Annotated in this window: 34 protein-coding genes; 16 read left to right on the top strand and 18 right to left on the bottom strand. The window is 62.7% G+C overall.

Features of this window, described 5'->3' with window-relative positions:
* Positions 1-76: 76 nt before the first annotated feature.
* Entirely contained in the window at positions 77-415 is a 339-nt protein-coding gene (locus FJ548_RS02445; RefSeq protein WP_140611062.1) for a DUF559 domain-containing protein, read from the bottom strand.
* Positions 416-691: 276 nt separating this feature from the next.
* On the opposite strand from FJ548_RS02445, the gene FJ548_RS02440 reads away from it, so the two are divergent.
* Positions 692-871, top strand: coding sequence for a hypothetical protein (locus tag FJ548_RS02440; protein ID WP_140611060.1), 180 nt, complete (start codon positions 692-694; stop codon positions 869-871).
* Here FJ548_RS02440 and FJ548_RS02435 read toward each other — a convergent pair.
* The gene (locus FJ548_RS02435) at positions 868-1,848 is read right to left on the bottom strand and encodes a glycine--tRNA ligase subunit alpha (protein ID WP_181168688.1); all 981 of its coding nucleotides are present in this window, start codon (positions 1,846-1,848) and stop codon (positions 868-870) included. The genes FJ548_RS02440 and FJ548_RS02435 overlap by 4 nt on opposite strands.
* 246 nt (positions 1,849-2,094) lie before the next feature.
* Between FJ548_RS02435 and FJ548_RS02430 the strand changes: the two genes are divergently transcribed.
* On the top strand, positions 2,095-2,556 hold the full coding sequence (locus tag FJ548_RS02430) for a GNAT family N-acetyltransferase (protein WP_140776626.1): 462 nt from the start codon (positions 2,095-2,097) through the stop codon (positions 2,554-2,556).
* Positions 2,557-2,633: 77 nt separating this feature from the next.
* Here FJ548_RS02430 and FJ548_RS02425 read toward each other — a convergent pair whose 3' ends face one another.
* The 5 genes from FJ548_RS02425 to FJ548_RS02405 all read right to left on the bottom strand — a co-directional run bounded on the left by FJ548_RS02425 (position 2,634) and on the right by FJ548_RS02405 (position 7,612).
* Entirely contained in the window at positions 2,634-4,409 is a 1,776-nt protein-coding gene (locus FJ548_RS02425) for a tetratricopeptide repeat protein (RefSeq protein WP_140697734.1), read from the bottom strand.
* A gap of 143 nt (positions 4,410-4,552) precedes the next feature.
* Positions 4,553-5,002, bottom strand: coding sequence for a DUF1284 domain-containing protein (locus FJ548_RS02420; RefSeq protein ID WP_140776624.1), 450 nt, complete (start codon positions 5,000-5,002; stop codon positions 4,553-4,555).
* A gap of 38 nt (positions 5,003-5,040) precedes the next feature.
* Positions 5,041-5,634, bottom strand: coding sequence for a biotin transporter BioY (locus tag FJ548_RS02415; RefSeq protein ID WP_140697685.1), 594 nt, complete (start codon positions 5,632-5,634; stop codon positions 5,041-5,043).
* 190 nt (positions 5,635-5,824) lie between these two features.
* Entirely contained in the window at positions 5,825-6,493 is a 669-nt protein-coding gene (locus FJ548_RS02410; RefSeq protein ID WP_140611052.1) for a GntR family transcriptional regulator, read from the bottom strand.
* A gap of 102 nt (positions 6,494-6,595) precedes the next feature.
* Complete coding sequence (locus FJ548_RS02405) at positions 6,596-7,612, bottom strand: polyprenyl synthetase family protein (protein WP_140697689.1); 1,017 nt, start codon at positions 7,610-7,612, stop codon at positions 6,596-6,598.
* Between the two features lie 291 nt (positions 7,613-7,903).
* Between FJ548_RS02405 and FJ548_RS02400 the strand changes: the two genes are divergently transcribed.
* From FJ548_RS02400 to moaB, 6 genes are all read left to right on the top strand, one after another.
* Positions 7,904-8,128, top strand: a complete 225-nt coding sequence (locus FJ548_RS02400) for a DUF2007 domain-containing protein (RefSeq protein WP_140611048.1) — start codon at positions 7,904-7,906, stop codon at positions 8,126-8,128.
* A complete protein-coding gene (locus FJ548_RS02395; RefSeq protein WP_140697692.1) occupies positions 8,129-8,932 on the top strand; it encodes a methyltransferase in 804 nt (267 codons plus the stop codon).
* Between the two features lie 78 nt (positions 8,933-9,010).
* Positions 9,011-9,874, top strand: coding sequence for a S49 family peptidase (locus FJ548_RS02390; RefSeq protein WP_140611044.1), 864 nt, complete (start codon positions 9,011-9,013; stop codon positions 9,872-9,874).
* Positions 9,875-10,014: 140 nt separating this feature from the next.
* Positions 10,015-10,200 (top strand): membrane protein, encoded by a 186-nt coding sequence (locus FJ548_RS02385; RefSeq protein ID WP_013896713.1) that lies wholly within the window; start codon positions 10,015-10,017, stop codon positions 10,198-10,200.
* A gap of 26 nt (positions 10,201-10,226) precedes the next feature.
* Complete coding sequence (locus FJ548_RS02380) at positions 10,227-11,114, top strand: 4-(cytidine 5'-diphospho)-2-C-methyl-D-erythritol kinase (RefSeq protein ID WP_140697697.1); 888 nt, start codon at positions 10,227-10,229, stop codon at positions 11,112-11,114.
* Between the two features lies 1 nt (position 11,115).
* On the top strand, positions 11,116-11,670 hold the full coding sequence (gene moaB, locus FJ548_RS02375; protein WP_140611040.1) for a molybdenum cofactor biosynthesis protein B: 555 nt from the start codon (positions 11,116-11,118) through the stop codon (positions 11,668-11,670).
* Positions 11,671-11,782: 112 nt separating this feature from the next.
* Here moaB and FJ548_RS02370 read toward each other — a convergent pair whose 3' ends face one another.
* Positions 11,783-12,310: a glycosyltransferase gene (locus FJ548_RS02370; RefSeq protein ID WP_140697700.1), complete on the bottom strand. Its 528-nt coding sequence runs from the start codon at positions 12,308-12,310 to the stop codon at positions 11,783-11,785.
* 148 nt (positions 12,311-12,458) lie between these two features.
* On the opposite strand from FJ548_RS02370, the gene FJ548_RS02365 reads away from it, so the two are divergent.
* Positions 12,459-13,613: a PA0069 family radical SAM protein gene (locus FJ548_RS02365; protein ID WP_140697703.1), complete on the top strand. Its 1,155-nt coding sequence runs from the start codon at positions 12,459-12,461 to the stop codon at positions 13,611-13,613.
* A 153-nt stretch (positions 13,614-13,766) separates the two neighbouring features.
* Positions 13,767-14,462: a ribonuclease HII gene (locus FJ548_RS02360; RefSeq protein WP_140697706.1), complete on the top strand. Its 696-nt coding sequence runs from the start codon at positions 13,767-13,769 to the stop codon at positions 14,460-14,462.
* Between the two features lie 214 nt (positions 14,463-14,676).
* On the opposite strand, the gene FJ548_RS02355 is transcribed toward FJ548_RS02360, so the two are convergent.
* Both FJ548_RS02355 and FJ548_RS02350 read right to left on the bottom strand, forming a co-directional pair.
* Positions 14,677-15,063, bottom strand: coding sequence for a hypothetical protein (locus FJ548_RS02355; protein ID WP_140697709.1), 387 nt, complete (start codon positions 15,061-15,063; stop codon positions 14,677-14,679).
* 78 nt (positions 15,064-15,141) lie between these two features.
* Positions 15,142-15,693, bottom strand: a complete 552-nt coding sequence (locus FJ548_RS02350; RefSeq protein ID WP_140697711.1) for a carboxymuconolactone decarboxylase family protein — start codon at positions 15,691-15,693, stop codon at positions 15,142-15,144.
* On the opposite strand from FJ548_RS02350, the gene FJ548_RS02345 reads away from it, so the two are divergent.
* Entirely contained in the window at positions 15,692-16,591 is a 900-nt protein-coding gene (locus FJ548_RS02345) for an AraC family transcriptional regulator (protein WP_246673469.1), read from the top strand. The genes FJ548_RS02350 and FJ548_RS02345 overlap by 2 nt on opposite strands.
* 144 nt (positions 16,592-16,735) lie before the next feature.
* Here the strand turns inward: FJ548_RS02345 and FJ548_RS02340 are convergent, their stop codons facing one another.
* From FJ548_RS02340 to FJ548_RS02315, 6 genes are all read right to left on the bottom strand, one after another.
* A complete protein-coding gene (locus FJ548_RS02340; RefSeq protein ID WP_140776622.1) occupies positions 16,736-17,227 on the bottom strand; it encodes a F0F1 ATP synthase subunit B in 492 nt (163 codons plus the stop codon).
* Positions 17,228-17,237: 10 nt separating this feature from the next.
* Complete coding sequence (locus FJ548_RS02335) at positions 17,238-17,819, bottom strand: F0F1 ATP synthase subunit B (protein WP_140742604.1); 582 nt, start codon at positions 17,817-17,819, stop codon at positions 17,238-17,240.
* 60 nt (positions 17,820-17,879) lie between these two features.
* Entirely contained in the window at positions 17,880-18,104 is a 225-nt protein-coding gene (locus FJ548_RS02330) for a F0F1 ATP synthase subunit C (protein WP_140611028.1), read from the bottom strand.
* Positions 18,105-18,170: 66 nt separating this feature from the next.
* Positions 18,171-18,929 (bottom strand): F0F1 ATP synthase subunit A, encoded by a 759-nt coding sequence (locus FJ548_RS02325; RefSeq protein WP_140611026.1) that lies wholly within the window; start codon positions 18,927-18,929, stop codon positions 18,171-18,173.
* A gap of 54 nt (positions 18,930-18,983) precedes the next feature.
* Positions 18,984-19,391 carry an AtpZ/AtpI family protein gene (locus FJ548_RS02320; protein WP_140611024.1) on the bottom strand — a complete coding sequence of 136 codons (408 nt, stop codon included), beginning with the start codon at positions 19,389-19,391 and terminating at the stop codon, positions 18,984-18,986.
* 255 nt (positions 19,392-19,646) lie between these two features.
* Positions 19,647-20,828 (bottom strand): cell wall hydrolase, encoded by a 1,182-nt coding sequence (locus FJ548_RS02315; protein ID WP_140611022.1) that lies wholly within the window; start codon positions 20,826-20,828, stop codon positions 19,647-19,649.
* 258 nt (positions 20,829-21,086) lie between these two features.
* Here FJ548_RS02315 and FJ548_RS02310 point away from each other — a divergent pair, with 258 nt between their 5' ends.
* From FJ548_RS02310 to FJ548_RS30245, 4 genes are read left to right on the top strand one after another with little or no spacing between them, the layout of a single operon-like run.
* The gene (locus FJ548_RS02310; RefSeq protein ID WP_181168687.1) at positions 21,087-22,280 is read left to right on the top strand and encodes an acyltransferase; all 1,194 of its coding nucleotides are present in this window, start codon (positions 21,087-21,089) and stop codon (positions 22,278-22,280) included.
* Complete coding sequence (locus FJ548_RS30255; RefSeq protein WP_246678540.1) at positions 22,264-22,497, top strand: LysR substrate-binding domain-containing protein; 234 nt, start codon at positions 22,264-22,266, stop codon at positions 22,495-22,497. Before FJ548_RS02310 ends, FJ548_RS30255 begins: the two co-directional genes overlap by 17 nt.
* Positions 22,481-22,693 carry a hypothetical protein gene (locus FJ548_RS30250; RefSeq protein WP_246678539.1) on the top strand — a complete coding sequence of 71 codons (213 nt, stop codon included), beginning with the start codon at positions 22,481-22,483 and terminating at the stop codon, positions 22,691-22,693. The genes FJ548_RS30255 and FJ548_RS30250 overlap by 17 nt, the downstream gene beginning before the upstream one ends.
* A 21-nt stretch (positions 22,694-22,714) precedes the next feature.
* On the top strand, positions 22,715-22,915 hold the full coding sequence (locus FJ548_RS30245; protein WP_246678538.1) for a hypothetical protein: 201 nt from the start codon (positions 22,715-22,717) through the stop codon (positions 22,913-22,915).
* A gap of 13 nt (positions 22,916-22,928) precedes the next feature.
* On the opposite strand, the gene der is transcribed toward FJ548_RS30245, so the two are convergent.
* Together der and FJ548_RS02295 are read right to left on the bottom strand one after the other, a co-directional pair.
* Positions 22,929-24,365, bottom strand: a complete 1,437-nt coding sequence (gene der / locus FJ548_RS02300; RefSeq protein ID WP_140611018.1) for a ribosome biogenesis GTPase Der — start codon at positions 24,363-24,365, stop codon at positions 22,929-22,931.
* A gap of 6 nt (positions 24,366-24,371) precedes the next feature.
* On the bottom strand, positions 24,372-25,037 hold the full coding sequence (locus FJ548_RS02295; protein ID WP_140611016.1) for a tetratricopeptide repeat protein: 666 nt from the start codon (positions 25,035-25,037) through the stop codon (positions 24,372-24,374).
* A 192-nt stretch (positions 25,038-25,229) separates the two neighbouring features.
* Here FJ548_RS02295 and FJ548_RS02290 point away from each other — a divergent pair, with 192 nt between their 5' ends.
* Positions 25,230-26,228, top strand: a complete 999-nt coding sequence (locus FJ548_RS02290) for a polysaccharide deacetylase (protein ID WP_140776617.1) — start codon at positions 25,230-25,232, stop codon at positions 26,226-26,228.
* Positions 26,229-26,232: the final 4 nt, after the last annotated feature.

The following is a 26,232-nucleotide window of genomic DNA, read 5'->3' as shown; positions in this document are numbered from 1 at the left end:
GGGGTGGCTCCTCACCCTCCCCTTGATGGAGAGGGTCGGCGCGTTAGCGCCGGGGTGGGGTGGCGGCGTCTCAGCCTCAAGCGCCTTCGGCGTCTCGCGGGCCAAGGTGTGATTTTCGTTCTTCCACCGCCGCATAAATCGTATCGAGCACGGAATCCAGTTCGTTTTTGATTTCGTGGTTCCAGAAGCGGATGACGCGATAACCCTGACTCTCGAACCATTTTGTTCGATGCTCGTCATGGCGCTGCTGATCATCGAAGCTGTGGTGGGCGCCGTCCACTTCGACGATCAGCTTCAGCTGGTGTGAGATGAAATCGGGGAAGTAGATACCGACCGACGCCTGTCTTCGGAAATGGGTGCCTTCGACTGGAATGCGCCATAGATTTCGCCACAGGATGCGTTCCTCGTCGGTCATTGCCGCACGAAGCCGTTGAGCAGCTTGAACCGATCGAGTTTTGGCATGGGAAGTCGCGCTGTCACCCCCACCCGCCGCTTCGCGGCGACCTCCCCCATCCAGGGGGAGGTAAAGAGCGCATAGCAACTCGGCTGCCCGCTGTCACCCTCTCCAGAAATTTTGACCGCACTGTCGGAGCAAGGTGGTTCGACCCGTCCTTGGATCAAAGATTTCCATGAACCGAACGCAGCGCTGAAGCGACCCACGCTCAGGCAGGAAACTATTGGCTGAACGACCATGAAAACGGCATCCAGACTTCTGCAGATCCTCGCGCTCAGCGCCTGTTTCGGCGCGCAGGTCCATGGCGCTTTCTCGATGCCGGGCGTGCGGCAAGCATTGCGGACGATCGACAGCGCAAGCGGTCAGAACGCGGCGCCGATCAGGATCTCCGCCGTATTCCCGAAAGCAGTTGGCTAAGCCGCCAACCCACCTGCCTGCGTCCTCAAAAATGCCTCGCCGCAGGCCTTCGCCAGGTTGCGCACCCGCAGGATGTAGCTCTGCCGCTCGGTGACCGAGATCACGCCACGCGCATCGAGCAGGTTGAAGACGTGGCTGGCCTTGATGCACTGGTCGTAGGCGGGGAAGACCATCCTGTGCATCGGCAGATTGTCGTTCGAGGCCGGGGCGCCGGCATCGAGCAGCGCCTTGCACTCGTCCTCGGCATCCTCGAAATGCCTGAGCAGCATCGCCGTATTGGCGTATTCGAAATTGTGGCGGGAATATTCCTGCTCGGCTTGCAGGAAGACGTCGCCATAGGTCACCTTGTCGGCGCCTTCACGGCCGTTGAAGTTGAGATCGTAGACATTGTCTACACCCTGCACATACATGGCCAGGCGCTCGAGCCCGTAGGTCAGTTCGCCCGCCACCGGCGCACATTCGATGCCGCAGACCTGCTGGAAATAGGTGAACTGCGACACTTCCATGCCGTCGCACCAGCATTCCCAGCCGAGCCCCCAGGCGCCCAGTGTCGGGCTTTCCCAGTCGTCCTCGACGAAGCGGATGTCGTGCAGCAGCGGGTCAACGCCGATCGCCGCCAGCGAGCCGAGATAGAGTTCCTGCAGGTTCGGCGGGTTCGGCTTCAGGATCACCTGATACTGATAATAATGCTGCAGCCGGTTCGGGTTCTCGCCATAGCGGCCATCCTTGGGACGGCGCGAGGGCTGGACATAGGCCGCGTTCCAGCGCCGGGGGCCAAGCGCGCGCAGCGTCGTTGCCGGATGAAACGTGCCGGCGCCCACTTCCATGTCGTAAGGCTGGAGGATGACGCAACCATAAGCGGCCCAGTAGTTGTGCAGGGTCAGGATCAGCCCCTGGAACGAACGGCTGGGGTGCATGTGGGCGGGGATTTCAATCGTCACGGTGGCCTCGACAGCAACGGCTAGAGCCTGTTCCATCGGGACGGGGCTCTATCTATTTGTTCGAGCATGATCTTTTCCAAAAACCGGTACCCGCTTTTTGGGATCATGCTCTTGCCGGCCCGTCCTAGAGGCATGGCGGCGAAGCGTCAAGCAAGGCGTGTCGGACGCAGGCTGCTATGGGTGTACCGCATGATGTTGAAGGTTTTGCAGGGGCTGGCCCATTGCCGGCTCGGAGAGCCTGAGGTCTGTTCGATCCCTCACAACAGCGACACAGGTTCAGCCATGCCCAGTCCCGTCATCGTCCGCCCTGTCACACGGCGGGATTTCGACCGATGGCTGCCGCTGTGGGATGGCTACAACGCCTTTTATGGCCGTTCGGGCGAGACGGCGCTGGCAAGCGAGATCACGTCGATGACATGGTCGCGCTTCTTCGATGCCTATGAGCCGGTCCATGCCCTGGTTGCCGAAGGCGACGGACGACTTCTCGGCCTCGTGCACTATCTTTTCCACCGCAGCACGACGGCGATCGCGCCGAACTGTTATCTGCAAGACCTTTTCACCTCGGAGACCTGGCGTGGAAAGGGCATCGGCCGCGCCCTGATCGAAGGCGTCTATGAGCGCGCCCAAGCCGCCGGTTCGGGCCGGGTATACTGGCTGACGCACGAAACCAACCACACGGCAATGAAGCTCTATGACAAGGTCGGCGAACGCTCCGGCTTTATCGTCTATCGCAAGCTGTTCTGAGACAGCAGCGTATCAACACCTTTCCAAACGAAAACGGGGCCCTGAAAAGAGCCCCGTCCGCATTCAAAAAGACGATCTCAGCCCTTCGGGGCGGGCACCGGCTCAGGCTTGACCTTCGGGGTTTCCTGCGCCGTGTTGGACTCGATCGGCGGCAAGCCCTTCATCAACTTCTGCTGCAGGGCGGCCAGCACATCGGGATCGGGCTTCAGGGCTCGGGCCTGGTTCCACTGGAAGGTGGCTTCCAGCTTGCGGCCGACGCGCCAGTAAGCGTCACCGAGATGGTCATTCAGCACCGGATCTTCCGGCTTCAGCGATACGGCGCGCTCCATCTCGCGCACCGCGTCATCGAACCTGCCGAGCCGGAAATAGGCCCAGCCCAGCGAATCCACGATATAACCGTCGCTCGGCCTGAGATCGACGGCCTTCTGGATCATCGCCAGGCCTTCCTTCAGGTTCGTATTCATGTCGACCCAGGAATAGCCGAGATAGTTGAGCACCTGCGGCTGATCCGGCTGCAACTCCAGCGCCTTGCGGAAATTTGGCTCGGCCTTCGGCCATTCCTTCAGGCGCTCATAGGCGATGCCGCGCTGGTAGAAGATGTTCCAGTTGGCCGCCGTCGGCGTCTTCAGCACCTCGACAGCCTTGTCGTAGAGATTGGCGGCCGAGCGGAAATCATCCTTCGAGGAATAGACCCCGCCAAGCGCCAGATAGGCGCGCATGTCGGTGGGATGGGCATCGACGAATGCCTTGAGATGCGTGATCGCCTCGTCATGGCGGCCGAGATCGGCAAGGTTGAGGCCGAGTTGCAGGTCCGAAAGCTCCTTCAGCGGCGAAGAATCGGGGATCCGCCGATAAAGCGCGATGGCGCCCTCGCCGTCCTTCAATTGCTCGGCGACCGCGGCAAGCTGCACAAGCGCCGCATCGCTGTCGGGCTTCAAGGCGAGAGCATATTGCAGGTAGAGACGAACGAACGGCTCGCCGCCGCCACGATTGAGCGCGGTGGCGAGATCGAGCAGGATCTCGGAGGCACCGTCGGACGGGCCGGAAACGAAGGGCGCAATCTTGTCGCCCTTGGCAATCCTGTCACGCAAGGCGACGATTTCCAGCTTGCCCGGCGAAAACGCCTCGGCCTGGTTGAGCACCGAGATCGCCTTGGCCTTGTCGCCCTTGCGGGCCAGGAACGAGGCATAGGCCTGCGCATTGCGCATCCAGGTTTCGGGAGCCGCACCGCCGGCGGCGGTATCCTGCAACGTCGCGGTATAGATCGCCTCGGCCTTTTCGGGCATGTTGGAGGCGTCGGCGATCAGTGCGCGGTGGAAGGACTTGAACAGGCCGAACCAGTCCGGTCCCTGCAGCTTGTCGATCGATGCCATCGCGTCGGCGGTCTCACCGGCGCCTTGCTGCGCCCAACCGGACATAACGCCTGAAATCAGCCGGTCCAGATCGGATTCCAGCGATAGCTTGAGCCAGTACTGCGCTTTGGTGAAATCCTTCTTGTGGAAGGAATCGACGGCCAGCGCCAGGCGCGAGAAGCGCTCGACATCGGGCACTTCCTTGAGCTTGTCGGCATAGACCAGGGATTCGTCGAAGCGTCCTTGCGCGACCAGCGACAGCATCAGGCTTTGCTGCAGGCCGGTGTCGCCCGGGTTAAAGGCCAGAGCCTGCTTGTAGTAGGCGATGGCGCTATCGAGGTCGTTGTCGCCTTCGGCGATCCTGGCAGCCAGATAGGCGCCGGAGAACGACGAGATCTTGACCGGTTCAGTGGATTGCTTGGCATAGGCCGGCAAAGCCGAAATCGCCATGCCGGTCACAATTGCCAGCCTTGTCAGCCAGCGCGCACGTCCTTGCTGCATCATATCCCTTTCAGCCAGGCGCCATCTCCGCGTCAGCGGGATCGACGTAGACTCGATCTTTCCAGGCAAAGCATGGCCTTTTTGGGGTCGCGCTTCAATCCACATGAAATTCACAATCGGGTCACCCGATTAACAAACCATGGCTAGAAGGGACAATCTTGCGCGTCAACGGGCCGCTGCAGCCGCGTATCGGGATAACCGCCGGCGGCGATGGTGCCGCACAGCCCGCTCCATTCGCAGCCGCCGCACGCCGTGCGCACGAGACCGGTCGAAAATGCCTGCCGCATCCGTATCAGCATGGTGGCATCGAGATCGAGGCGGATGCCGGCATGGATTGACCGGGCCAGCAGTTCCTCCACGTCCTGCGCGGCCAGCTGGTCGCGTGCGGCCGCGCTGTCGCCCAGGCAGTGCGGTTCAGGCTCGTCAAGCAATGGAGCGCAGATATCGTCTGGACCGGAAACGAGGAGGATGTCCTCGCCCCAGCTCAGGCGCTCCGCGATCCCGTCGTAATTGGCGGTGAAGGCGGGGCTGTATCCCTTGCCTACATAGGTGAGCAGGCAAAGGAGGTGATGGGCGCGCAGCCTGATTGTCATGGCCTGATCGTCATGGCCCGATCTTCATGGCCCGATCTTCACGGATTGACCGGCTTCGCCTTGCCGCCGCGAAGCGCCATGAGCGTCGCCGCACCGAGCGCCGACTTCAACAACCCGCCGACGATGAACGGCAGGAAGCCGAAAGTGATGGCCTTCCCGGCACCGATCATGACGGCAAGCCAGGCCGTGCCGAGCGCAAGGCAGACAAGGTTGCCGAGCAGCATGGCGGCGAAGGCAAGCACCACCCTATTGCCGTTCCAGCCACGCTCGGCCAGCCAGCCGACCAGCGCGCCGGTGACCGGGAACGCGAAGAGATAGCCGCCGGTCGGCCCGACGAAATGCTGCAAACCGGCAGCGCCTCCGGCCAGGACGGGAAAGCCGGCCGCGCCTTCGACCAGCCATGCCGCTATGGTGAGCGCGCCAAGCCGCCAGCCATAGAGCGCGCCGATGAGCGTCACGGCGAAGGTCTGCATGGTCACGGGGACAGGCACCATCGGCACCTCGATGTAGGAGGACAGCGCCAGGAACAGCGTGCCGAGCACCACGGCGCCGGCCTGCCAGCCAAGGGAGCGGTCCTGGAGCCGGAGTGGGCTGAAGAATGGCTTACGGGACGTGAATGCGATGTCTGTCATGGGGATTCCTTCGACCGATGGAAATTATAGATAATTTCGACTTTTGATCTATTGTCGAATCCACATTTCTCCGGAGATAGCAAGCCTCTCCACGGCAAAGACTGTCTGAAGCACGTCACGACGCGCTTCAGGTCCTTGTTTTATGGATGTCGCTCGGCCAAAAACCGAGGCCCCTTGCGGGCGACATGCATCAACCCACGATCGCGAAAGCTTCGCGCGTCGCTCCCGAGGCCGTCCTGACCGGCTTGCGGCCAATCCATTGGACATGCCGCCCCAGCGTCGCAGCGGCCGATTCGGTGTTTCCCTGCCGCAAGGCGGTCAGTATTGCCCGGTGGTCCTGGTCGGTGCGCGTCTCCCACTCCGATCGCCATGCCGCGAACAGGAAGCGGGCGCTCGCGGCGTGCAGGTCGTCGATGGTGGCGAGCAGCCGCGGCATGGCGCATGGCGCCAGGATCAGCCGATGAAAGGCGCGGTTGGCTTCCTCCCATGACCTGACGTCGCGGGATTTGTCACCGGCCTTGGTGGCTTCCTCGGCGAGATCGAGAATGGCCGACGTCAGATGCGGCGCGGCATGGCGCAGCGCCAGCACTTCGAGTGCTGCCCGCATTTCAGCGACCTCCTTGACCTCGCCGAGATCAAAGGCGGCGACGCGCACCCCGCGGCGCGGCTCGCTGACGGCGAGCCCCTGCGCCTCCAGGCGGCGAAAGGCCTCGCGTACCGGAACATGGCTGGTGTGGAATTCCTCGGCGACATGATCCTGGCGCAGCCGGGCACCAGGCTCGATCGCGCCCGAGATGATGCGGTCCGCGAGCGCCTTGCTGATGCGCACCGCTATGGTGTCGTCCGTGCCCTTTGCCATGTTTTATAGATAATTTGCGACATGGCAGCTTGTCGAGACGGCGAGACCGTTGTTGCCGACATTTTCCCAACACAATGCCGGGGAACTCCGGAGAAACGCCGCTCAGTTCACCCGGCTGATGCAGAAATCGATGACGTCGATCAGCGCCGATTTCTGCGGCGTCTCTTCCAGCGGCGCCAGCGCGTCGCGGGCGATCTCGCCGAAATGGCGGGCGCGCCCGATCGTATCGGCGATGGCGCCGTGTCGGGTCATCAGGCCGATCGCCTTTTCCAGGCCGGCGTCATCGACGACATTGTCCTCGATGGCGCGTTTCCAGAAGGTGCGCTCGGCCTTGGTGCCGCGCCGGTAGGCGAGAATGACCGGCAAGGTCACCTTGCCCTCGCGGAAATCGTCGCCGACATTCTTGCCCAGGTCCTTGCTGGTGCCGCCATAGTCCAGCGCGTCGTCGATGAGCTGGAAGGCGAGCCCGAGATTCATGCCGTAGGAGCGAAGTGCGGCGCGATCATTGCGGGTCGCCAGGGCAATGACCGGTCCAACCTCGGCAGCGGCCGAAAACAGCGCGGCGGTCTTGGCCTTGATCACGGCGAAGTGCTCGTCCTCGGTCGTCTCTAGATTCTTGGCCGCCGCCAACTGCATGACCTCGCCCTCGGCTATGATCGAGGCGGCGCTCGACAGGATGTCGAGCGCTTCGAGCGAGCCGACATCGACCATCATGCGGAAGGCCTGGCCGAGCAGGAAGTCGCCGACCAGAACGCTCGCCTGGTTACCCCAGATCATGCGGGCGGTCTTCTTGCCGCGCCGCATGCCGCTCTCGTCGACGACGTCGTCGTGCAGAAGCGTGGCCGTGTGCATGAACTCGACCGAGGTGGCGAGCTTGACGTGGCCTTCGCCGGCATAGCCGAACATCTGCGCGGCGGCCAGCGTCAGCATCGGCCGCAGCCGCTTGCCGCCGGACGAGATCAGGTGGTTGGCGACCTCCGGGATCATCTCGACGTCGGAGCCGGCCTTGGACAGGATCAATTCGTTGACGCGCCCCATATCGCCCGCCGTTAGATCGATCAGATCCTTGATGGAGGCGGGTTCCCGCTTCCCATTTTCCATGTTGAGAACGACACCCACGACAACTCTCCCGCCTTGGTATAACGCGTGCGACGGCACCCTTGGTCCCAGTATGACTCTAGGGCGGCGGACATGGCCACGGCAAGTGGCGAATTGGCGCGGCGGCGATGACAGCGTGTCAACCGGTACCGCAGGGCGCGAGGCTCTGCCGAGGATGCGAGGTTGGACAGCAAGCGGTCGATAGGGTGGGGCCGCGACCATGCCGTCGCTCAGAGGTAAGTCAGGGTGCTGGAAATGCCGGGAATCCACGTCCCCGTTTACATCAGCGCCGCAAACTGAGAGTTTCACCCGATGATAGAGCTCATCCGCACCAACGACGCCGTCATCATCTCCTTTGTCGAATCGCTGATGCGCGATGCCGGCATCGGCTGCTTCGTCGCCGACCAGAACATGAGCGTGCTGGACGGTTCTCTGGGCATCCTGCCGCGGCGCGTCATGGTCGACGCCGAGCAGGCCGACGCCGCGCGGCGCATCCTGAGGGACGCCGGCATCGCCAACGAGATTCGCGGAAAATAGATGTCGGCCGCGCCAGCCGCCCTCGCCCCGGACACACCGGCCCATACGGTCGACGCCTTCCATCGCGGCCGGTTCTGGCTCGTGCAGCCCAAGCATGGCGGCCACCGCGCCGGCATGGATGCGATGATGCTGGCGGCCTCCGTGCCGTCCGCCTTTGGCGGACGCCTCGCCGATTTCGGCGCCGGCGCCGGAGCCGCCGGCCTCGCGGTGCTGTCGCGCTGCCCGGGTGCGGCGGCGGCCGTGCTTGTCGAACGTGCGCCGGAAATGGCGGCATTCGCCTCAGCCACGCTTGCCCATCCCGGCAATGCGCATCTCAGCGATCGCGCAGCCGTGCTTGTCGCCGATGTCACGGTGTCGGGCCGCGCCCGGGCCGCCGCCGGCCTCGCCGACAATGATTTCGACTTCGTCATAATGAACCCGCCCTTCAACGCCGCACGGGACCGCGCCACGCCAGAGCGCCTGCGGAAGGAAGCCCATGTCATGGAAGACGGCTTGTTCGAAAGCTGGATCCGCAGCGCGGCGGCGGTGGTCAGGCCGCGCGGCGGGCTTGCCGTCATCGCGCGACCCGAACAGCTCGGCGCCATTCTCGATGCGATCGCCGGCCGTTTCGGCGACGCCGAGATGCTGGCCGTGCACCCTCGCCCCGACGCGACTGCGATCCGCATCGTCGTGCGCGCATCGCTTGGCGCGCGCGGAAAACTCGCCATCCGCCCGCCGCTGATGCTTCACGCGCAGTCGGGCAACGGCCCTGACGAGCGCAGCGAAATGATCACCAATGGTCTCGCCTCGCTGTTTGGAGATTGAGCTATTCCTGGCCGCCACATTGCCGTTGGCCGGGAAATCCCTACATGCCTGCAACCATCGACCGGAGACCGTCCTCTCGTGAAACGTCTTTTCAACCGACTGCTGCCGAAATCCTGGCGCTCCACCGTCGTCACCATTCCGGTCATCCGGCTGCATGGCACCATCATGGCCGGTGGCGGTCCGTTCCGGCCGAGCCTGTCGCTGGCCTCCACCGCTGGGCTCATCGAGAAGGCCTTTTCGTTCGACGCGCCGGCAGTCGCCATCTCGATCAATTCGCCCGGCGGCTCGCCAGTGCAGTCGCGGCTGATCTTCAAGCGCATTCGCGACCTGGCGAACGAAAAGAACAAGAAGGTGCTGGTCTTCGTCGAGGACGTCGCGGCCTCGGGCGGCTATATGATCGCGGTCGCCGGCGACGAGATCTTCGCCGATCCGTCCTCCATCGTCGGCTCCATCGGGGTCGTCTCGGCCTCGTTCGGCTTTCCGGAGCTGATGAAGAAGATCGGCGTCGAGCGCCGTGTCTACACCGCCGGCCAGAACAAGGCGGTGCTCGATCCGTTCAAGCCCGAGAAGAAGGAAGACGTCGAGCGGCTGAAGGCACTGCAACTCGAGGTGCACGGCACGTTCATCGATCTCGTCAAGGAGCGGCGCGGTACCAGGCTGAAGGACGATCCGGACCTGTTCACCGGCCTGTTCTGGACCGGCAAAAGGGGTCTTGAGCTTGGCCTCGTCGACGCGCTCGGCGACATGCGCACGGTGCTGAAGACCCGGTTCGGGACGAAGACGCAACTCAGACTGGTGTCGGCGCCGCATGGTTTCCTCGGCCGCTTCGGCCTGTTCGGCTCAAGCAAGGGCTTTTCGGCGCCTGACATCGCCGCCGCGGCCGCCAGCGGCGTCATCGATGCGGCGGAAGAGCGCGCATTGTGGGCTCGCTTCGGGCTTTGAAAAGCCGGTAAAACCGTCTAGCATGAAGGCTTGAAGTCTAATGCATTGTTGTCTTCCCGAAACCGAACACACTTTTGGACAACATGCATAACCGACCCGACCGGTCGCATTCGCCGGCCCAGCGTGGGAGGAGTTTTGACATGCCGCAGATCATTTTCTTCACCGTCGTTGGCGTCGCCGCCTATTTCGGCTACCGCACTTTCGTCAGGGAAGCCGAACGCGTGACGGCCAAGGTGCGGCGCACCGAAAAGCAGGCGGCCAACGGCGCGATGGGAACGCTGGTCAAGGATCCGAAGACCGGCGAATACCGGCTGGCCAAGGACTGAACATCATCCCCCATACGACTGACGCCGTGGACACCGACATCGGTTCGCGCACCTGGCATGCGCATGCCAAAATCAATCTGGCGCTGCATATCACCGGCAGGCGCCCCGACGGTTATCACCTGATAGAAAGCCTGGCAGTGTTCACGCGTTTTGGCGACCGGGTCGAGATCGCGCTCGCCGACAGCGACGATTTCATCGTGTCCGGCCGTTATGCGCCGGCAGTTCCCCTGGACGACAGCAACCTCGTACTCAAGGCGCGCGATGCCTTGCGGAAATCGGCTGCATCCGAAAGAACCCCGCCCGTCGTCATCAGGCTCGAGAAAAACCTGCCGGTCGCCTCCGGCGTCGGCGGCGGATCGAGCGACGCGGCGGCGGCCCTGCGCGGGCTGGCACGGACATGGAGCCTGGACATCGATGGCGCCGAACTGGCGCGGATCGGCCTCTCGCTTGGCGCCGACATACCGATGTGCCTGGCGGCAAAGCCGCTGGTGGCGCGCGGCATTGGTGACGAACTGTCGATGGTGCCGGACTTTTCAGCGCTGGGACTGGTGCTGGTCAATCCTGGAGTGCCGCTCCCGACGGCGGACGTCTTCGCGGCGCTTTCCCATCGCGACAACGAGCCATTGCCGCCGTTGCCGCGCAGCATCGATTTTCACAGCCTGCGCAATTGGCTGGAGGTCACCCGCAACGATCTCGAGCCGGCGGCCGTTGCCATGCAGCCCGCCATAGGCAGGGCGCTTTCATGGCTGAACAAGGCCGGATCAGGATTTTCGCGCATGTCCGGATCGGGCGCGACATGTTTCGGCCTGTTCGAGACCGGCAATGTCGCCAAGCGCGCGGCCGCCGAGATCCGAAGCCGCCAGCCCGACTGGTTCGTCGCGGCAACGCGCAGCATGACATCGGAGGCTGAGTGAGATGGCCACGACTGACGAGGGCCGTTCTTTCATTCCCGTGCGCATCGCGGTGCTGACCGTTTCGGACACGCGCGGCCTCGCCGACGACAAATCCGGCCAGACGCTGGCAGACCGCATCACCGAGGCCGGCCACATCCTGGCCGCCCGCGATATCGTTACCGACGACCGTGACAAAATCCGTGACAAGGTGCTTGGCTGGTCGAAGGACACGGGGATCGACGTCGTCATCACCACCGGCGGCACCGGCTTCACCGGCCGAGACGTGACGCCGGAGGCGCTGGAGCCGATCTTCGAAAAGCGTATGGACGGCTTTTCGGAAGTGTTCCACCGCATCTCCTACGACAAGATCGGCACCTCGACGATCCAGAGCCGGGCGACCGGCGGCGTCGTCAACGCCACCTTCGTCTTCGTGCTGCCGGGCTCGCCCGGCGCCTGCAAGGACGCCTGGGACGGCATCCTCAAGGCGCAACTCGACTATCGGCACATGCCCTGCAACTTCGTCGAGATCATGCCGCGCCTGGACGAGCATCTGCGGCGCGGAAAAGCCGCTCCATGAAAACCAAAGGCTGAATGGCTTTCCAAGCGCCATTTCCAAAAACGGAACGGCAGCGGCGCCTCCGCTAACCCGCGTCACATTTTCTGCAATGCGAAACAGCCGTTGCAAAATATCACTTCGAAGAGCGGTGTTCCTGCTTGGCCGGGGCGACCCAGATCTCGGCGTCGAGTTTCTTTGTCGCCAGGCCGCGCGCAAGAGCCGCGGCGCTGCCGGCGTTCTTCGACAGGGACGCGGCCTGACGCTTGCTGATCACCAGCCCTTCGGCGAGCGCCCGGTTTCCCGAAAAGACGCGGGCCAGGAACGGCGCGCGGCTGCCCCGCGCGCGTGAGAAGCGCGCCGCCATGGTTTGCCTGGCCGTGTGGACGACGACCGCCTCGATCCAGCCCTCCACCAGCCGTGAGCCCGGTTCCAGCAGCAACAGCCAATCACCCTTGGCCTGCCGGATGCCGGCGGCGATGCCGCCGCTCGCCACATACTGGCAACCGGCGTGCTCGGCGACATAATGCGTCTGGTCGGTGGAACCTGTGTCGCAGACGACGACCTCGCGCACCACGCCCTCGACCGCCCCGCCAATCAACGAGCCGAGCGTGCGGGCAAGAGCCTCCTCGTCATTGCGGGTTTCGATGAGAACACTGAGCATGTCAGCCGAATAGCGGAAACCCGCGCACAGCGCCAGTTTTGCAACGCAACATAGAAAGTTCTTGCTTTGTTCTCATAGGCGAAATAGGAATAATTTCATGAGCAGAGCGATTCGACACAACATGGACACTCCTTGGGAGCGGGCAAAGATGGAACCGATCATGCGTGCCGACATTGCCGCCTTTGGGGCAGGAAGAGCCGAGATGGCCAATGCGATGATCGAGCAGAGCGGCATGCGCATCCGTCCGGACCGCAACCGCGGCCGGTCGGCGGGCATCAATCCGTCCGGCCGGTTCGAACCTGTCAGCCGGCATGTTTTCGATGATGGCTGGAGTTCCCTGGAGGAACTGCCCCCGTTCAAGACCGAGGTGCAGGTGGAAAAACCGCGCACCATCATCACCCGCAATGAATCGCCCGATATCTCCTTCGACCGGTCAATCAACCCTTATCGCGGCTGCGAGCATGGCTGCGTCTATTGCTTCGCGCGACCGACACACGCGTTCATGGGCCTGTCGCCTGGCCTGGATTTCGAATCCAAGCTGTTCGCCAAGCCGGATGCGGCACGCTTGCTCGACAAGGAACTGTCTAAGGATGGCTACCAGCCGCGCACCATCGCCATCGGCACCAACACCGACCCCTACCAGCCGATCGAGAAGCAGTACCGGATCATGCGCGAGATCCTCGAAGTGCTGGAAGCGCGCGGCCATCCGGTCGGCATCGTCACCAAGTCCGCTCTGGTGACGCGCGACATCGATATCTTGTCGCGCATGGCCGAACGTGGGCTCGCCAAGGTGGCGCTGTCGGTGACGACAATGGATCGCATGCTGGCCAGGACCATGGAGCCGCGGGCGTCAACGCCGTCCAAGCGGCTAGAAGCGATCAGGCAGCTTTCGGATGCCGGCATTCCAACTTCGGTGATGGTGGCGCCGATCATCCCCGGTCTTACCGACCAGGAAATGGAACGGATCCTCGATTCGGCGCGTGCCGCCGGCGCGCGCGAGGCGGGCTATGTCGTGCTGCGCCTGCCGCTGGAAGTCAGCCCGATCTTCAAGGACTGGCTGCTGCGCCACTATCCCGACCGCTATCGCCACGTGATGTCGCTGATCCGCTCGATGCGTGACGGCAAGGACTATGATTCGGAATGGGGCAAGCGCATGAAGGGCGCCGGACCCTATGCCTGGCAGATCGGCCGCCGCTTCGAGATCACCGCCAAACGACTCGGACTCAACGCCGAACGGCGCACCCTGCGGACCGACCAATTCGTCGCTGCCGGAAAGGACCAGGAGCAGTTGATGCTGCTCTGAAGATCCCAAAGCGCTGCGGCAGTTTCATTGCTGCCAAGCAAAAAATCCCGTCCGGCCTGCCCCGGCCTGCAGACGGTGCCCTCCCGGTCCGGCGCCCCACCCGACCCGGAGGGACTTGCGGAGAATCGGAGCCGATGCGAACCTCGCCGCAACATGGCTCGCGCGCGTTCCGATTCTCCGCTTCTCTTCGAAATCGTCGAGAAGCCCGATTTCTCCTTCGAGACGAAGGCGATGGCCGACGGCCTGTGGCCGGTCGCGGGGATGGATGAGGCCGGCCGTGGCCCGCTGGCCGGGCCGGTCGTCGCCGCCGCGGTGGTGCTCGATCCCGTCAATATCCCCGAAGGGCTAGATGATTCCAAACGGCTGAGCCATTTGCAGCGCGAAGCGCTTTTCCTGCGTATCATCGGTTCGGCGCTTGGGGTTTCGATGGCGTCGATCAGCGCTGAAGGCATCGACAACAGCAACATCCTCAAGGCGAGCCTGGAAGCGATGCGCCGTGCCCTGGTCGGCCTGCCGGTAAAACCCAAGCTCGCGCTCGCCGACGGACGCGACGTGCCGCCGGGACTGCCGTGCGACGGGCGCGCGCTGATCAAGGGCGATCAGCGCTCGCAGTCGATCGCGGCCGCTTCCATCGTTGCCAAGGTGATGCGCGACCGCATGATGTGCGGCTGCGGCCACCACCACGAACGATACGGGTTCGAGGTCCATATGGGCTACGCCACGGCCCGGCATCGCACGGCGATCGAGGCGCATGGCCCGGTCGCGCGACTTCACCGCGTATCGTTCGCGCCATTCAGGCTGGGCGGTGCCGAGGTCATTGAAGAAGAGGTCCTCGCTGGGTTGGATTAAACACTTAGTCCGCTATCGGTCACTTCCCGCATAACGCACAGCCGAATGGCTGCTTCTGGTTTCGCTTAGCCAATAACGGGATCGACCGGCGCTGACCGGCAGGGGTCGCGATTTCATAGGATGTACCGCCAAGGCTTAGGCTTAGCGCCGACCTTGTCACAGCAGCAACGGCCCAAGACAACTCGGCCGCTGTCCAGTGATTTCCCACCAGCTTTCAGGTGTGCACCGTCCCCATCGCGCGATTCTCACCCTTGGGAGCGTTGAATAGGAGGGTGACCAGGAGAACCGCAGCGCCGTTTGCCCAGTAGTAGAAGGCGTCCAGACCCTGGAGGCCGAGCGCGAAGGGCACTGCGACGAAGACAATTCCGACGAGACGGTCAACCGCCAAATGCAGCCAATATGGCAGCACACGGAACACACCGGTCCTGTGATCGGTGAACAGGGTCAGGATGAACGCGGCCACGCCGGCTGCGACCGACACCCAGAGCGCCGGCTGATTGCCGCGGCCAAGTCCGAGCAGGAACGGCGTGGCCGCCAGGCTCAGCGCAACGGGATAGTCGAGGAAGGCATGGACGGTCTTTGTGACGAAACGAAAATTCATGACACTCTCCGATTGCGTTTGAAGGTTTTGGGGCAAACGGGCGCGGCGCCGGACCGGTTGTGCGCCGCGCCCATCGGGTCAGGCGGCAGAGCGCAGTTCGACGTCGACCTTGGGGAAATCGATCTCCGTCAACGCGACGTTGTTGGTGTAGTTGGTCAACACATTGATGGCGACATTTGCGACGATCTCGACGATGTGCGCATCGCCGAGACCGGCCGAACGCGCTGCGACAAGATCCCCATCCAGGACCTGCCCCCGCACGTCGATGAGACGACGCGCCAATGAGACAACGGCCGTGTCCAGCGCGGTTTCAGCGCTGCCCTCGCGGGCTTTGCGAATACCTTCCGGGGACAAGCCTGCGCCCTTGCCCATCAGCGTATGGGCTGAGAGACAATAAGAGCATTCATTCGCCTGCCCGACAGCGAGCGAAATGATCTCGCGTTGCTTCGCCGTGAGCACACCCTTGCCAAGGGCATCGGACAAAGCGAGGTAGCCGTTCAGCACGGCGGGCGATTGGGCGAAGGTGGAAAAAAGATTCGGCACCATGCCGATTTTGGCTTTGACTCCCGCCAGCGTGGTCTGGACGGCAGCGTCGGCATGGGCAGTGTCGATAGGAGCGATACGGGGCATGTCAGAGTTCCTTGTGTTGATTGCACGCCACTCCTATATGCAGCACTCCAGGTACTCTTCGGTGCCAATAACTTTGCTGATCGTTCCAATGGACCCGTTGGCCGCCCTCTTTACCCATGTCACGCCAACCGCTCAGACGTTCTTCACCGGGACGCTCTGCCAAGCGCTGCAATTCACTGGTGTGGGTCATCTGCACATGCTCAAGGCTGGCGAGCTCAGGGTCAGCCGAAGCGGAGAGGCCGATCTCGAATTCCTTGAGCCAACCCTGCTGTTTTTTCCGCGTGGGCGGACCCATGACTTCGCGGTTGATTCCATGCGCGGGGCCGACCTCGTCTGCGCAACCGTCGAACTCGGGGGTGCGGAGGGCAATCCCATTGCACTTGGCCTGCCAGACTGCGTGGTCCTGCCGCTCGCAGAGCATCCGGCGCTGCGGCCGGTTTGTGACCTGCTGGTCGGCGAAGCGTTCGCGGAAGGCGGTGGCCGCCAGACGGCGCTCGACCGGCTCTTCGAGTATCTCCTGATCCTGATCGTGCGACACGTCATCGAATGCGGCGTTGTCTCAACCGGCGTTCTCGCCGGGCTCGCCGACCCACGTCTCGTCAAAGCGCTGACGGCCATACACGAAGCGCCGAAGAAGCACTGGAAGCTCGAGGAGCTCGCCGAAGTCGCAGGCATGTCACGCACGCGTTTCGCCGAGCATTTTCGGAAGCTGATCGGTCGGCCACCGATTGAATACCTGACGGTCTGGCGCATCACGATCGCGCGCCAGCTTCTTGGTAAGGGCAAACCTGTCAAGACCGTCGCAGCACAGGTCGGCTACGACAGCGCGGCCGCCTTCTCGCGGGTGTTCAGCCGAGTCACCGGGCACCCGCCGCGCGATATTAGCCAACCACAGTAGGACGCTCGCCGAAACCTTCGAAGGCGGCGACTCCATTGCCTCCTCGCAGTCGATCTCGCGGTCGGAACGGGGGAGATTATCCGCGCACAACAAAAAAGCCGCCAGGTTGCCCGGGCGGCTTCATGTCTGCGGTTCAAGAACCGCTCAGTTCAGCTTGGCCTTCACATCCGCGAGCGAGGCCTTGAACAGGTCGGCCCCGGCCTTGATGTCGACCTTGGCGGCGAGCAGCGCACGGGCGGCCTCGACGGCGATGTCGACGGCGCTGGCACGCACTTCGCCGATCGCCTCACGCTCGGCCTGACCGATCTTCTGTTCGGCCAGCGCAGTGCGCCGGGCGACATAGTCCTCGGTCTTCTTGTGCGCCTCGGCGGCGAGCAGTTCGGCTTCGCGCTTGGCGGCCGCGACGATGGCGGCAGCCTCCTGCTCGGCTTCCTTGCGCTTCTTCTGGTACTGGCCGAGCAATTGCTGGGCCTCGTCACGCAGCTTGCGTGCCTCGTCGAGCTCGCTGCTGATCCTGGCGGCGCGCGCATCAAGTGCCTTGGCGATCAGCCCGGGCACCTTGATGTAGATGGCAATGGCCACGAAAATGACGAGGGCGATCGTGGCCCAAAGCGTTGCGAGAGATGTAGCGTCCATGATGCGCTCCTCACCGGGCCACGGATTTGACCGCGGCCGCGATCTCGGCCTTGCTGGCCTTGCCGCCGACAAGTGCCTCGACAATTGCCGAAGCGGTGTCCTCGGCAATGGTGCCGACTTCCTTCATGGCGTTGGCCTTGATGGAAGAAATACGCGCCTCGGCCTCGCCAAGCTTCTCATCGAGGGCGGCCTCGATCTTCTTGCGAGCGGTCTCGGCTTCCGCCTTGGCCGCATCATTGGCCTGCTGACCGATCGAGTTGGCGTTCTTCTTGGCTTCCGCCAGTTCCTGCTCGTAAGCAGCGACGGCAGCGTCGGCCTCGCCCTTCAACCTGGCCGCATGGTCGAGATCCTGACTGATGCGGTCGTTGCGGACGTCGATGATGCCGCCAACACGCGGCATCACCACCCTCTTCAGGAAGAGGTAGAACAGCCCGAACGTGATCGCCAGCCACAGAAGCTGCGACGGGAACGTCGCAGGATCGAATGGCGGGAACGCGCCGTGTGCTTCCGCAGGCACGCCGGTACCGGAATGCGTGTCGCCTTCCGTGGTGGCAGGCGCGGACTCTTGCGCAAAGGCAGATGTCACGAACATGGACTATCCCCGAAATTCAAGCCCCGAACGCCGTGGCGTCGGGCCAGATGGGCGCAAGGCTTACTTGAACAGGGCCAGAAGCGCGATGAGAAGGGAGAAAATGCCCAGAGCTTCGGTCACGGCAAAACCGAAGATCAGACGGCCGAACTGGCCATCGGCTGCCGACGGATTGCGCAGCGCGCCCGAGAGATAGCTGCCGAAGATGTTGCCCAGGCCAATACCCGCGCCACCCATGCCCAAGCAAGCGATGCCGGCGCCGATGTACTTTGCTGCTTCCACGTCCATTTGTTCAACTCCTTTGGATCTAAATTCCGTTGCGATTCCATCCGGCAGCCATGCCGGAAACTCGAATTAGTGCGAAGGATGCAGGGCGTCGTTCAGATACATGCAGGTCAGCACCGCAAAGACATAGGCCTGCAAGAGCGCCACGAGCAGTTCCAGCGCCGTCAACGCCACCGCCATGGCCAGCGGCAAGATCGAACCCGCAACGCCGAGCGCACCCAGCGCGCTCAGGCTGACGACAAATCCCGAAAACACTTTCAGCGTGATGTGACCGGCCAGCATGTTCGCGAACAGACGAACCGAGAGGCTGACCGGGCGCGATACGAAGGAAATCACCTCGATCGGAACAACAAGCACCATCATCACGAGGGGCACGCCCTTCGGCACGAACAGCTTCAGGAAGCCAAGGCCATGCTTCATGAAGCCGTAGACGATGACGGTGCCAATCACCAGGATGGCCAGGCCGAAGGTCACGATGATATGGCTGGTAACGGTGAAGAAATAGGGGAACAGGCCGAGCAGATTGGCGACCAGCACGAACATGAACAGCGAGAATACGAACGGGAAGAACTTCATGCCCTGCGTGCCGGCGGCATCGCGCAACATGTTGCCGACGAATTCATAGGCCATTTCGGAGACCGACTGCAGTCGGCCGGGGACCAGGCTCCTGCTCGACGTCGTCAGGAACAAGAACGCCGCCGCCACGAACACGGTCGCGACCATGAACAGCGCCGAATTGGTGAAGGACAGGTCGTAGCCGCCGATATTAATCGGAATCAGCTTGATGATATGGAACTGGTGGATCGGATCGACCTTGTCAGCTGCCACGTTCTAACCCCGTCAATGCCGCGTGCGGCCAAATTACCATTGCCGCGAGAGCGGCTATTTGCTGTCGTCCCGGTCAGAGCGCGATTTGTCGCCCTGTCCGAATTCCGCCACAACGCCCGCTGAACGCATGACATTGAGCACGCCGGCGCCAAAACCCAGCAGCAGGAAAACGATCAGACCCCACGGCGATGTCCCCGCCATACGGTCGATGATCCAGCCGATGCCGGCGCCCACCACCACGCCAGCGATAAATTCACTGGAGAGTTTGACCGCCTGGCCATAACCGGCCGCACTGCCCGCTTTCGCGTCGTCTTTCCCCTCGCGCCGGTTCGGCAGCCTTGTCGCAAGCGATGCTTCAAGTTCACGCCGACGTCGCTCAAGATCGTCATCGCGGATGCCGGCTTCATGCTGCTTGCCGCGGCCGGTTTCTCCGGATCCGTCTGGCCCGCTTTTATCGGCCATCGTACCCCCCCTGCCCGGTCAGACCGTCACCGTCCGTCCGCTTCTAAGTCGCCGGCAACATAGTTAGAGGGTTTGCGCCCGTCAAGCCACGGGCGGAAGTTCATTGTCATGTATTTTAGGCAACAAAATCAATCTATTAGAGAGGTGCGACATCGTGCCCGCCACGAGAATGGGGATGCGTTGCACGAATCCCCCCTGCAACGGCTCCCCAATCAGCTGCACAAGCGCATGAAAAGATCGGCGACTGCCGGGGCCTCAGCTCCAGCCGCCGCCATAGGTGCGATAGAAGATATGCAGGCCGATCTTGGTCATCTTCTGCATCGTGTGCGCCCAGCCCGGATGGACGTACTGGGCGTAGTAATGCGTCGATGATCCGACCTCCGGGATGAAGATCTTGCCGGCGGTGACGGCCATGGCGATGTCCTGCGCGGTCTTGTAGGCGACAGGATTGTCGATGCGCTTCTTCCTGCCGTCGCAGGCGAAGGAAAACTGGCAACGGTTGAACCAGCTGTCGTTCTGGTAGACGACGCCGCAGATCGAATTGGGATAGGCGGGGTTGCGGACGCGGTTGAGGATGACCTGGGCGACAGCGGCCTGACCGCGCACGGATTCGCCGCGCGCCTCGAAATAGATGCCATTGGCCAGGCATTTCTGCTCGGGCTTGGAGAAGACGCTGGCTGGAAGCGGGTTCTGGATCCACCAATGGTCACCCTTGGCCATCGGCGGAATGAAGCGGCCGCTGTTGGGCTGTTCGTCCTGAAGCAGGGCTTCGAAGGGCGAGGCCTTGGCGTAGTCCGGCGCGGATTGCGCATAGGCGGTCGCCAGCACATCCGGATGGGAGTTGTTGACCAGGGCGGCAAGCATGGCCGGCACGCCCGGATCCGGCTTCTTGTCCTCACGCGCATGGAATTCCGAGGCGATCTGGATTTCCTTGCCTTTGATCTGCGGCTTGGCGAACGCCATCTTCAGGCCGCTGTCCATGGTCGGCCGCATCAGGGAGGAGGTCCGCTGGAAGATCGACCCGGCGTTGAAGTTCTTCGGCGGTGCAACGGGAGACACCTGGACGATGCGGCCCTTCTTGTCGGCTCGCACGACGCGGTCCTCGTCTGGCGTCGCGCTGACCTTGCCGCCCTTGCCCCGGAACGAGACGGAGCCGACGCCGGGAAGGCGCACGCCGGAACCGGAGAGCGACGCGGTTTTATCAGAATCGACGAACGGCATCTCGGCGGCATGAACCGAGCCGGCAACGGATTTTTCGACATAGGAATTCCAGCGCGCGGTCGGTGCCTCAAGGCCGGACACCAGGCTCGTCATATCCTGGTAGGCGGCGACGGTCGGGAAGCCTATCCAGATGCCGAGACCGATGATGAGCGGGGATACGAAGCTGCGTTTCTCACCGGCGGCGGCAACAAGCCGCTTCAACATACGTCGATGCACGGAACTCTCTCCAGGAACGCTACTGACCCCACTGGAGAGCAAAATGATGCATTAACCTTGATGGGACGTTAACGGGATTGATCGGGTTTTCTCAGTCGGCTCAAGGTCGTGGTTTCGAAGTCGGGCGGTTTTGCGGCGGGTGTCGACGACAAGCGTTATGACAGAGCCTGCCTTAACCAGATATCCATACTACCAACCGCCAGATGGAGCCGGTTTGGGATAGCTGCTCTGCAAAGCAGAGTTGGCGGGGAGCGATCCGTGGGAACTATCGTTGCGAACGGTCTCGAACTGGCGGGAGCGATCAAGCGTCCGCAGCTTCACAGTTTGACGGCTTTGCGAGCCTTCGCGGCTCTATCGATATTCTTCCACCATCTGACGACATTCGGAATTGATTCGCCTCAGTCGATCTTGAGCACGAATCTCAATCTCGGCGTTTCGTTTTTCTTCGTCCTGTCGGGATTCGTCTTGTCGTACAGTTTCGACGGCGAATTCCAGACCCCGCGTGACGTCAGAAACTTTATCTTCCAAAGGTTTTTTCGACTTTGGCCGCTTCACATTCTATGTGCCTTCCTCGCCGCAGCGTCGCTTTGGAATCGCATGAGCCTCGTTACCGCATATTTGGTGACCACCCTCCAGAATGCCTGGGTCCCGACCTACGGGACTGCCTATGCGTATAACGGTGTCTCATGGTCGATATCAGTCGAGCTATTTTTCTATCTTGCGCTGCCATTCATCCTGAGCTTGAGGCCGCGCTTTATGATGCTGTTGATTAGCGGCTGGACACTTGCGGCCCTCGGTCTGCTTGCATTTACCGTTGTTTTGCCGCGGCCGGTGTTTCCTCTTCCTTCCGAACAATGGTGGCTGGACCTCTACATAACGGACGAATCGTTCGCGCAATTCTTTCCGCCCTTGCGAATGGTGGAGTTCCTTTCAGGGATGGCAGCCTACCAGCTGTTCAAGCGCAGGCGCATCCCTGATGCGTGGGTGGCGTTCTGTCAGATCGGCGCGATCGTTTGCCTTGTGGGCTACATGCGCGTGCATGCCATTATCGTACAATTCTTCGCCGACCATTCGTCCGACATGGCCCACGACGCCTATCGAGCATATGGGATGTATCCGTTGTTCGCGATTGCGATCTATATTTTTGGCCACCAATCCGGCATGGTGGCGCGTGTCCTCTCTTGCCGCCCTCTCGTTTTCTGCGGAGAGGTCAGTTTCGCCTTTTATATGATTCATCAGATCGTCATTCGTAACCTGGCCGACAATTTCGAAGTCGACAAAGAGTACGGCCCTCTCGTGGCCACGATTGCCGCGGCGATGATTAGCTTCTTGTTCTCGGTGCTTCTCCATCGAACTGTCGAGAGACCCTGTATCGATTGGGCGAAGCGACGGTTTCCTATGTCCAAACGGGCGCGCCCCCTCTCAGCAGCACCCGTTGCCGCTTTGGCCTGATATAGGCCTGCAGGAGGATTTCGGCGAAGCGGTGCTGCCCGACGTGCTCGGCCGCTTTGCCCGAGCCCACCCCAAGGTCAAGATCGAAGCCAGGATCGCGCGCAGCCATGAACTTGCCGAGAGGGTGATGTCAGGCAGCCTCGACATCGCACTCGCCTGGCACAACGGCGACACACTGCCTTACAGCCAGCACGTCGCCGATGTTCAAATGCGCTGAATCGGCCCCGGCAAGACGCATCGAGAACGGCCTGCGAGACGGCGAGCCCCTGCCGCTGGTCGCTTTTGAGGCGCCCTGCCTTCTGCGGACGGTGGCGACCGAAACGCTCGGCCGCGCCGGGCTGCCCTGGCGCATGGCCTTCTCAAGCCCGAGCCTTGGCGGCATCTGGCGGCAGTGGCCGCAGGGCTGGGACTGACGATCCGTCACCGACATCGGCTTGCCGGCCAGCATCAAGGCGATGATGCCGGAAATCGCGGGCCTGCCGGCGCTGCCGAAAATGACGTTGTTTCTGCATCGCCGGGACGCCGAAATCGAGCCGGTGGCGGCTCGGCTCGCGGACATATTGATGGAAGCGGCGCGACAGGCATTGCCGGAAAGCACGAGGGCCAGCGATGCCGGCCTGCGGGCCGTGGCCTGATCGGCGCCGAGGTTCAGCCGCGCTTCTTGGCCCGGCCGGCGAACGGATTGTCCGAGGTGCGCAGCGCCATGCGGATCGGCACGCCGGGCATATCGAAAGCTTCGCGCAGGCTGTTGGAGAGATAGCGCACGTAGGATTGCGGCATCGCATCCGGCCGCGAACACTGGACCACGAAGCCCGGCGGCCGTGTCTTGGCCTGGGTGACATATTTGACCTTCAGCCGGCGCCCGGCAACGGCGGGCGGCGGGTGATGCGCCAGGATGGCTTCCAGCCAGCGGTTGAGCTTGCCAGTCGAGACGCGGCTGTTCCACACCTTGTGCGTCTTCAGCACCGCATCCATCAGCTTGTCGAGGCCGCGTCCAGTCTCGGCCGAAACCGGCACAGCCTGAATGCCGCGCACCTGCGGCAGCAGCCGCTCGGTCTTCTCGCGCAGTTCCGCCAGCAGTTCCTGGGGCTTGTCGATCAAGTCCCATTTGTTGAAGGCGATCACCGGCGCCCGGCCCTCGCGGATGATCAGGTCGGCGATCTGCAGATCCTGTTTCTCGAAAGGGATGGTGGCGTCCAGTACGATGATGACGATCTCGGCGAAACGGATGGCGCGCAAGCCATCCTGCACCGACATCACTTCCAGCTTTTCGTGAATCCTGGCCTTGCGGCGCATGCCTGCCGTATCGAACAGTTTTATCCGCCGCCCGCGCCAGTCCCAATCGACGGAGATGGAATCGCGGGTGATGCCGGCTTCCGGCCCGGTCAGCAGCCGCTCCTCGCCGATCAGCGCGTTGATCAGCGTCGACTTGCCGGCGTTCGGACGCCCGACGACGGCGATGCGCATCGGCTTGGTGTCGTCATAGGCAGGCGCATCCTCGGCGTCTGGATCGGCGATGTCCTCGCCGATCAGCACTTCGCTGGCGGCGACCTCTTCGTCATCCTCATCGTCCTCGCCGAAGGCGCGCTCCTCGCCGAGCGCGGCGATCACCGCGTCACGGAGATCGGGCATGCCCTGGCCGTGTTCGGCCGAGACCGGGATCGGCTCGCCGAGGCCGAGTTCCCAGGCTTCCAGCATGCCGCCCTGCGCGCCTTTCGCCTCGGCCTTGTTGGCAACCAGCACGACCGGCTTGCCGGATTTGCGCACGATCTCGGCAAAGGTCCTGTCGTCCGGCAGCAGGCCGGATTTGGCGTCGATGGTGAAGAAGATCAGGTCGGCCTCGCGGATGGCGATCTCGGTCTGCGCGCGCATGCGTCCGGGCAAGGTCGAGGCGCCGGCGTCCTCGAAACCGGCGGTGTCGATGACGTCGAAATGCAGGTCATAAAGCTTGGCGGCATGGACACGGCGATCGCGTGTCACGCCCGGCGTGTCGTCGACAAGCGCCAGCTTCTTTCCGACCAGCCGATTGAAAAGAGTCGATTTGCCGACGTTAGGCCGGCCGATGATGGCTACCTTGAACGTCATCCGAAATCACGACGCGTTGCCCGAGCCGCGGATCAGCTCGGACATCAAGGTCGCCCGTTCGCGCGTGTTGCGCGGGGCGCCGTCATCGGCGGCGATCTGGTCGAATAGCTTCAACGCATCCTGGGTCTTGCCTTCCTTCCAGGCGGCAAGGCCGAGCGCCTCGCGCGCGGTATGACGCAGCGTGTTGGTGTCCGATGTCAGCGCCTCGACGCGGCTGGAGACATCGGCGAAAGAGCCGTGATCGACAAGCAGAAGTGCTGCCCTCAGCCGCGCCATGTCGCGAATGCCCTGGGGGATGGCGGTGTCGGCCGCGACCTCGTCGAAATCCTTGACGGCGGCATCGACGTGGCCCTTGTTCGCCTTGACGGTCGCGGCGCGCATGCGGGCAAGCAGCGGATAGGCGCCGTAGCCATCTTTCTCCAACTGATCGAGCGCAGCCAGTGCCTCGTCGTTCTTGCCGTCGTTCGCAAGCTTCAAGGCCTGCGAGAAGGCGTCGCCGGATCGGTTGGCGCGTGTCTCGTCCCAATAGCGATAGCCGACGAAGGCGGCGGTGCCGAGCACCACGAGCACCGCAACGGCAAGCAAGGCCGGGCCGAAACGGTCCCACAGCGCCTGTGCCTGTTCGCGACGGATCTCGTCGTTGACTTCACGGATAAAACTGTCGTCGGACATCAATCAAACCATTCCTGCCCCGGGCCGGGGCGGTTCATGAGCCCGCGTTTTAGCGAAATTTTGTCGGCATGGAAGGGGTTCGACCGGAAAATCGCCTATTGCCAGGGCAAACGGACGAAAAGGCCAATCGCACCCGCGCCACATTTGGGCGATAGCCGGCTTTCTGACCGACCGGAGCCTGTAAATTTGCCTATGTCTTGTTTGTGTCGCGTTGTCGCGTTCTCGCTCGCCACTGTCGGCGGGGCTCTGGCCGATCCTCCCGCGCCACCGATGCCGGCAAAACCGAAGCAAGTCGTCATCATCTCCTTCGACAGCGCCCGCGACATCTCGCAGTGGAAGCGCAGCCGGGCGCTGGCGCAACGCACAGGCGCGCACTTCACCTATTTTCTGTCGTGCGTCTTCCTGCTGTCGCCAGAGACGCGCAAGGAATACACCGCACCAGGCAAGTCGGCCGGCAAATCCAACATCGGCTTTGCCGCCTCCAGGCAGGAAGTGGCCGAGCGGCTCGAACAGATCGGCCTTGCCGCCCGTGAGGGCCATGACATCGCCAGCCACGCCTGTGGCCATTTCGATGGCAAGGACTGGAGCAAAGCCGACTGGCTGAAAGAGTTCGCCTCGTTCGAGCATATTCTCGAGAACGCCTACACGATCAACGGCATCACGCCCGAACCGGGAGGCTGGCAAAACTTCGCGCGGCATGCGGTGGTTGGCTTCCGTGCCCCCTATCTGTCGACCAGCAAGGCGCTTTACGAAGCGTTGCCCGCCGCCGGCTACCAGTTCGATGCCAGCGGCGTCTCACAGGGCCCTGCCCGGCCACCGACCGTCGGCGGCATCACCCGCTTTTCACTGCCGCAGATCCCGGAAGGGCCGAAATCGCGGCCAGTGATCGCCATGGACTACAACCTCTATGTCCGCCACTCGGGCGGCTTCGAACGGCCAAGCCAGGCGAACGAGTTCGCCAACCGGACCTATGACGCTTTCCGTGCGGCCTTCGACGCGCAATACCAGGGCAAGCGCATTCCGTTTGAGCTCGGCTTCCACTTCACGCTGATGAATGACGGCGCCTATTGGAATGCGCTGGAGCGCTTTGCAGGCGAGGTCTGCGTCAAGTCCGATGTCGAGTGCATCAGCTTCCGCGACTATGTCGAGCGGCAGGGCGGAGGCCGAAAAAAGGCCTCGGTTGGCGGCTGAACCG

Origin of the sequence: Mesorhizobium sp. B2-4-17 (genome assembly GCF_006441275.1) — a bacterium.
In the GTDB taxonomy this organism is placed as follows: domain Bacteria; phylum Pseudomonadota; class Alphaproteobacteria; order Rhizobiales; family Rhizobiaceae; genus Mesorhizobium.
Note: the sequence above shows the minus strand (reverse complement) of the source record. Positions and strands in the feature narration are given on the sequence as shown.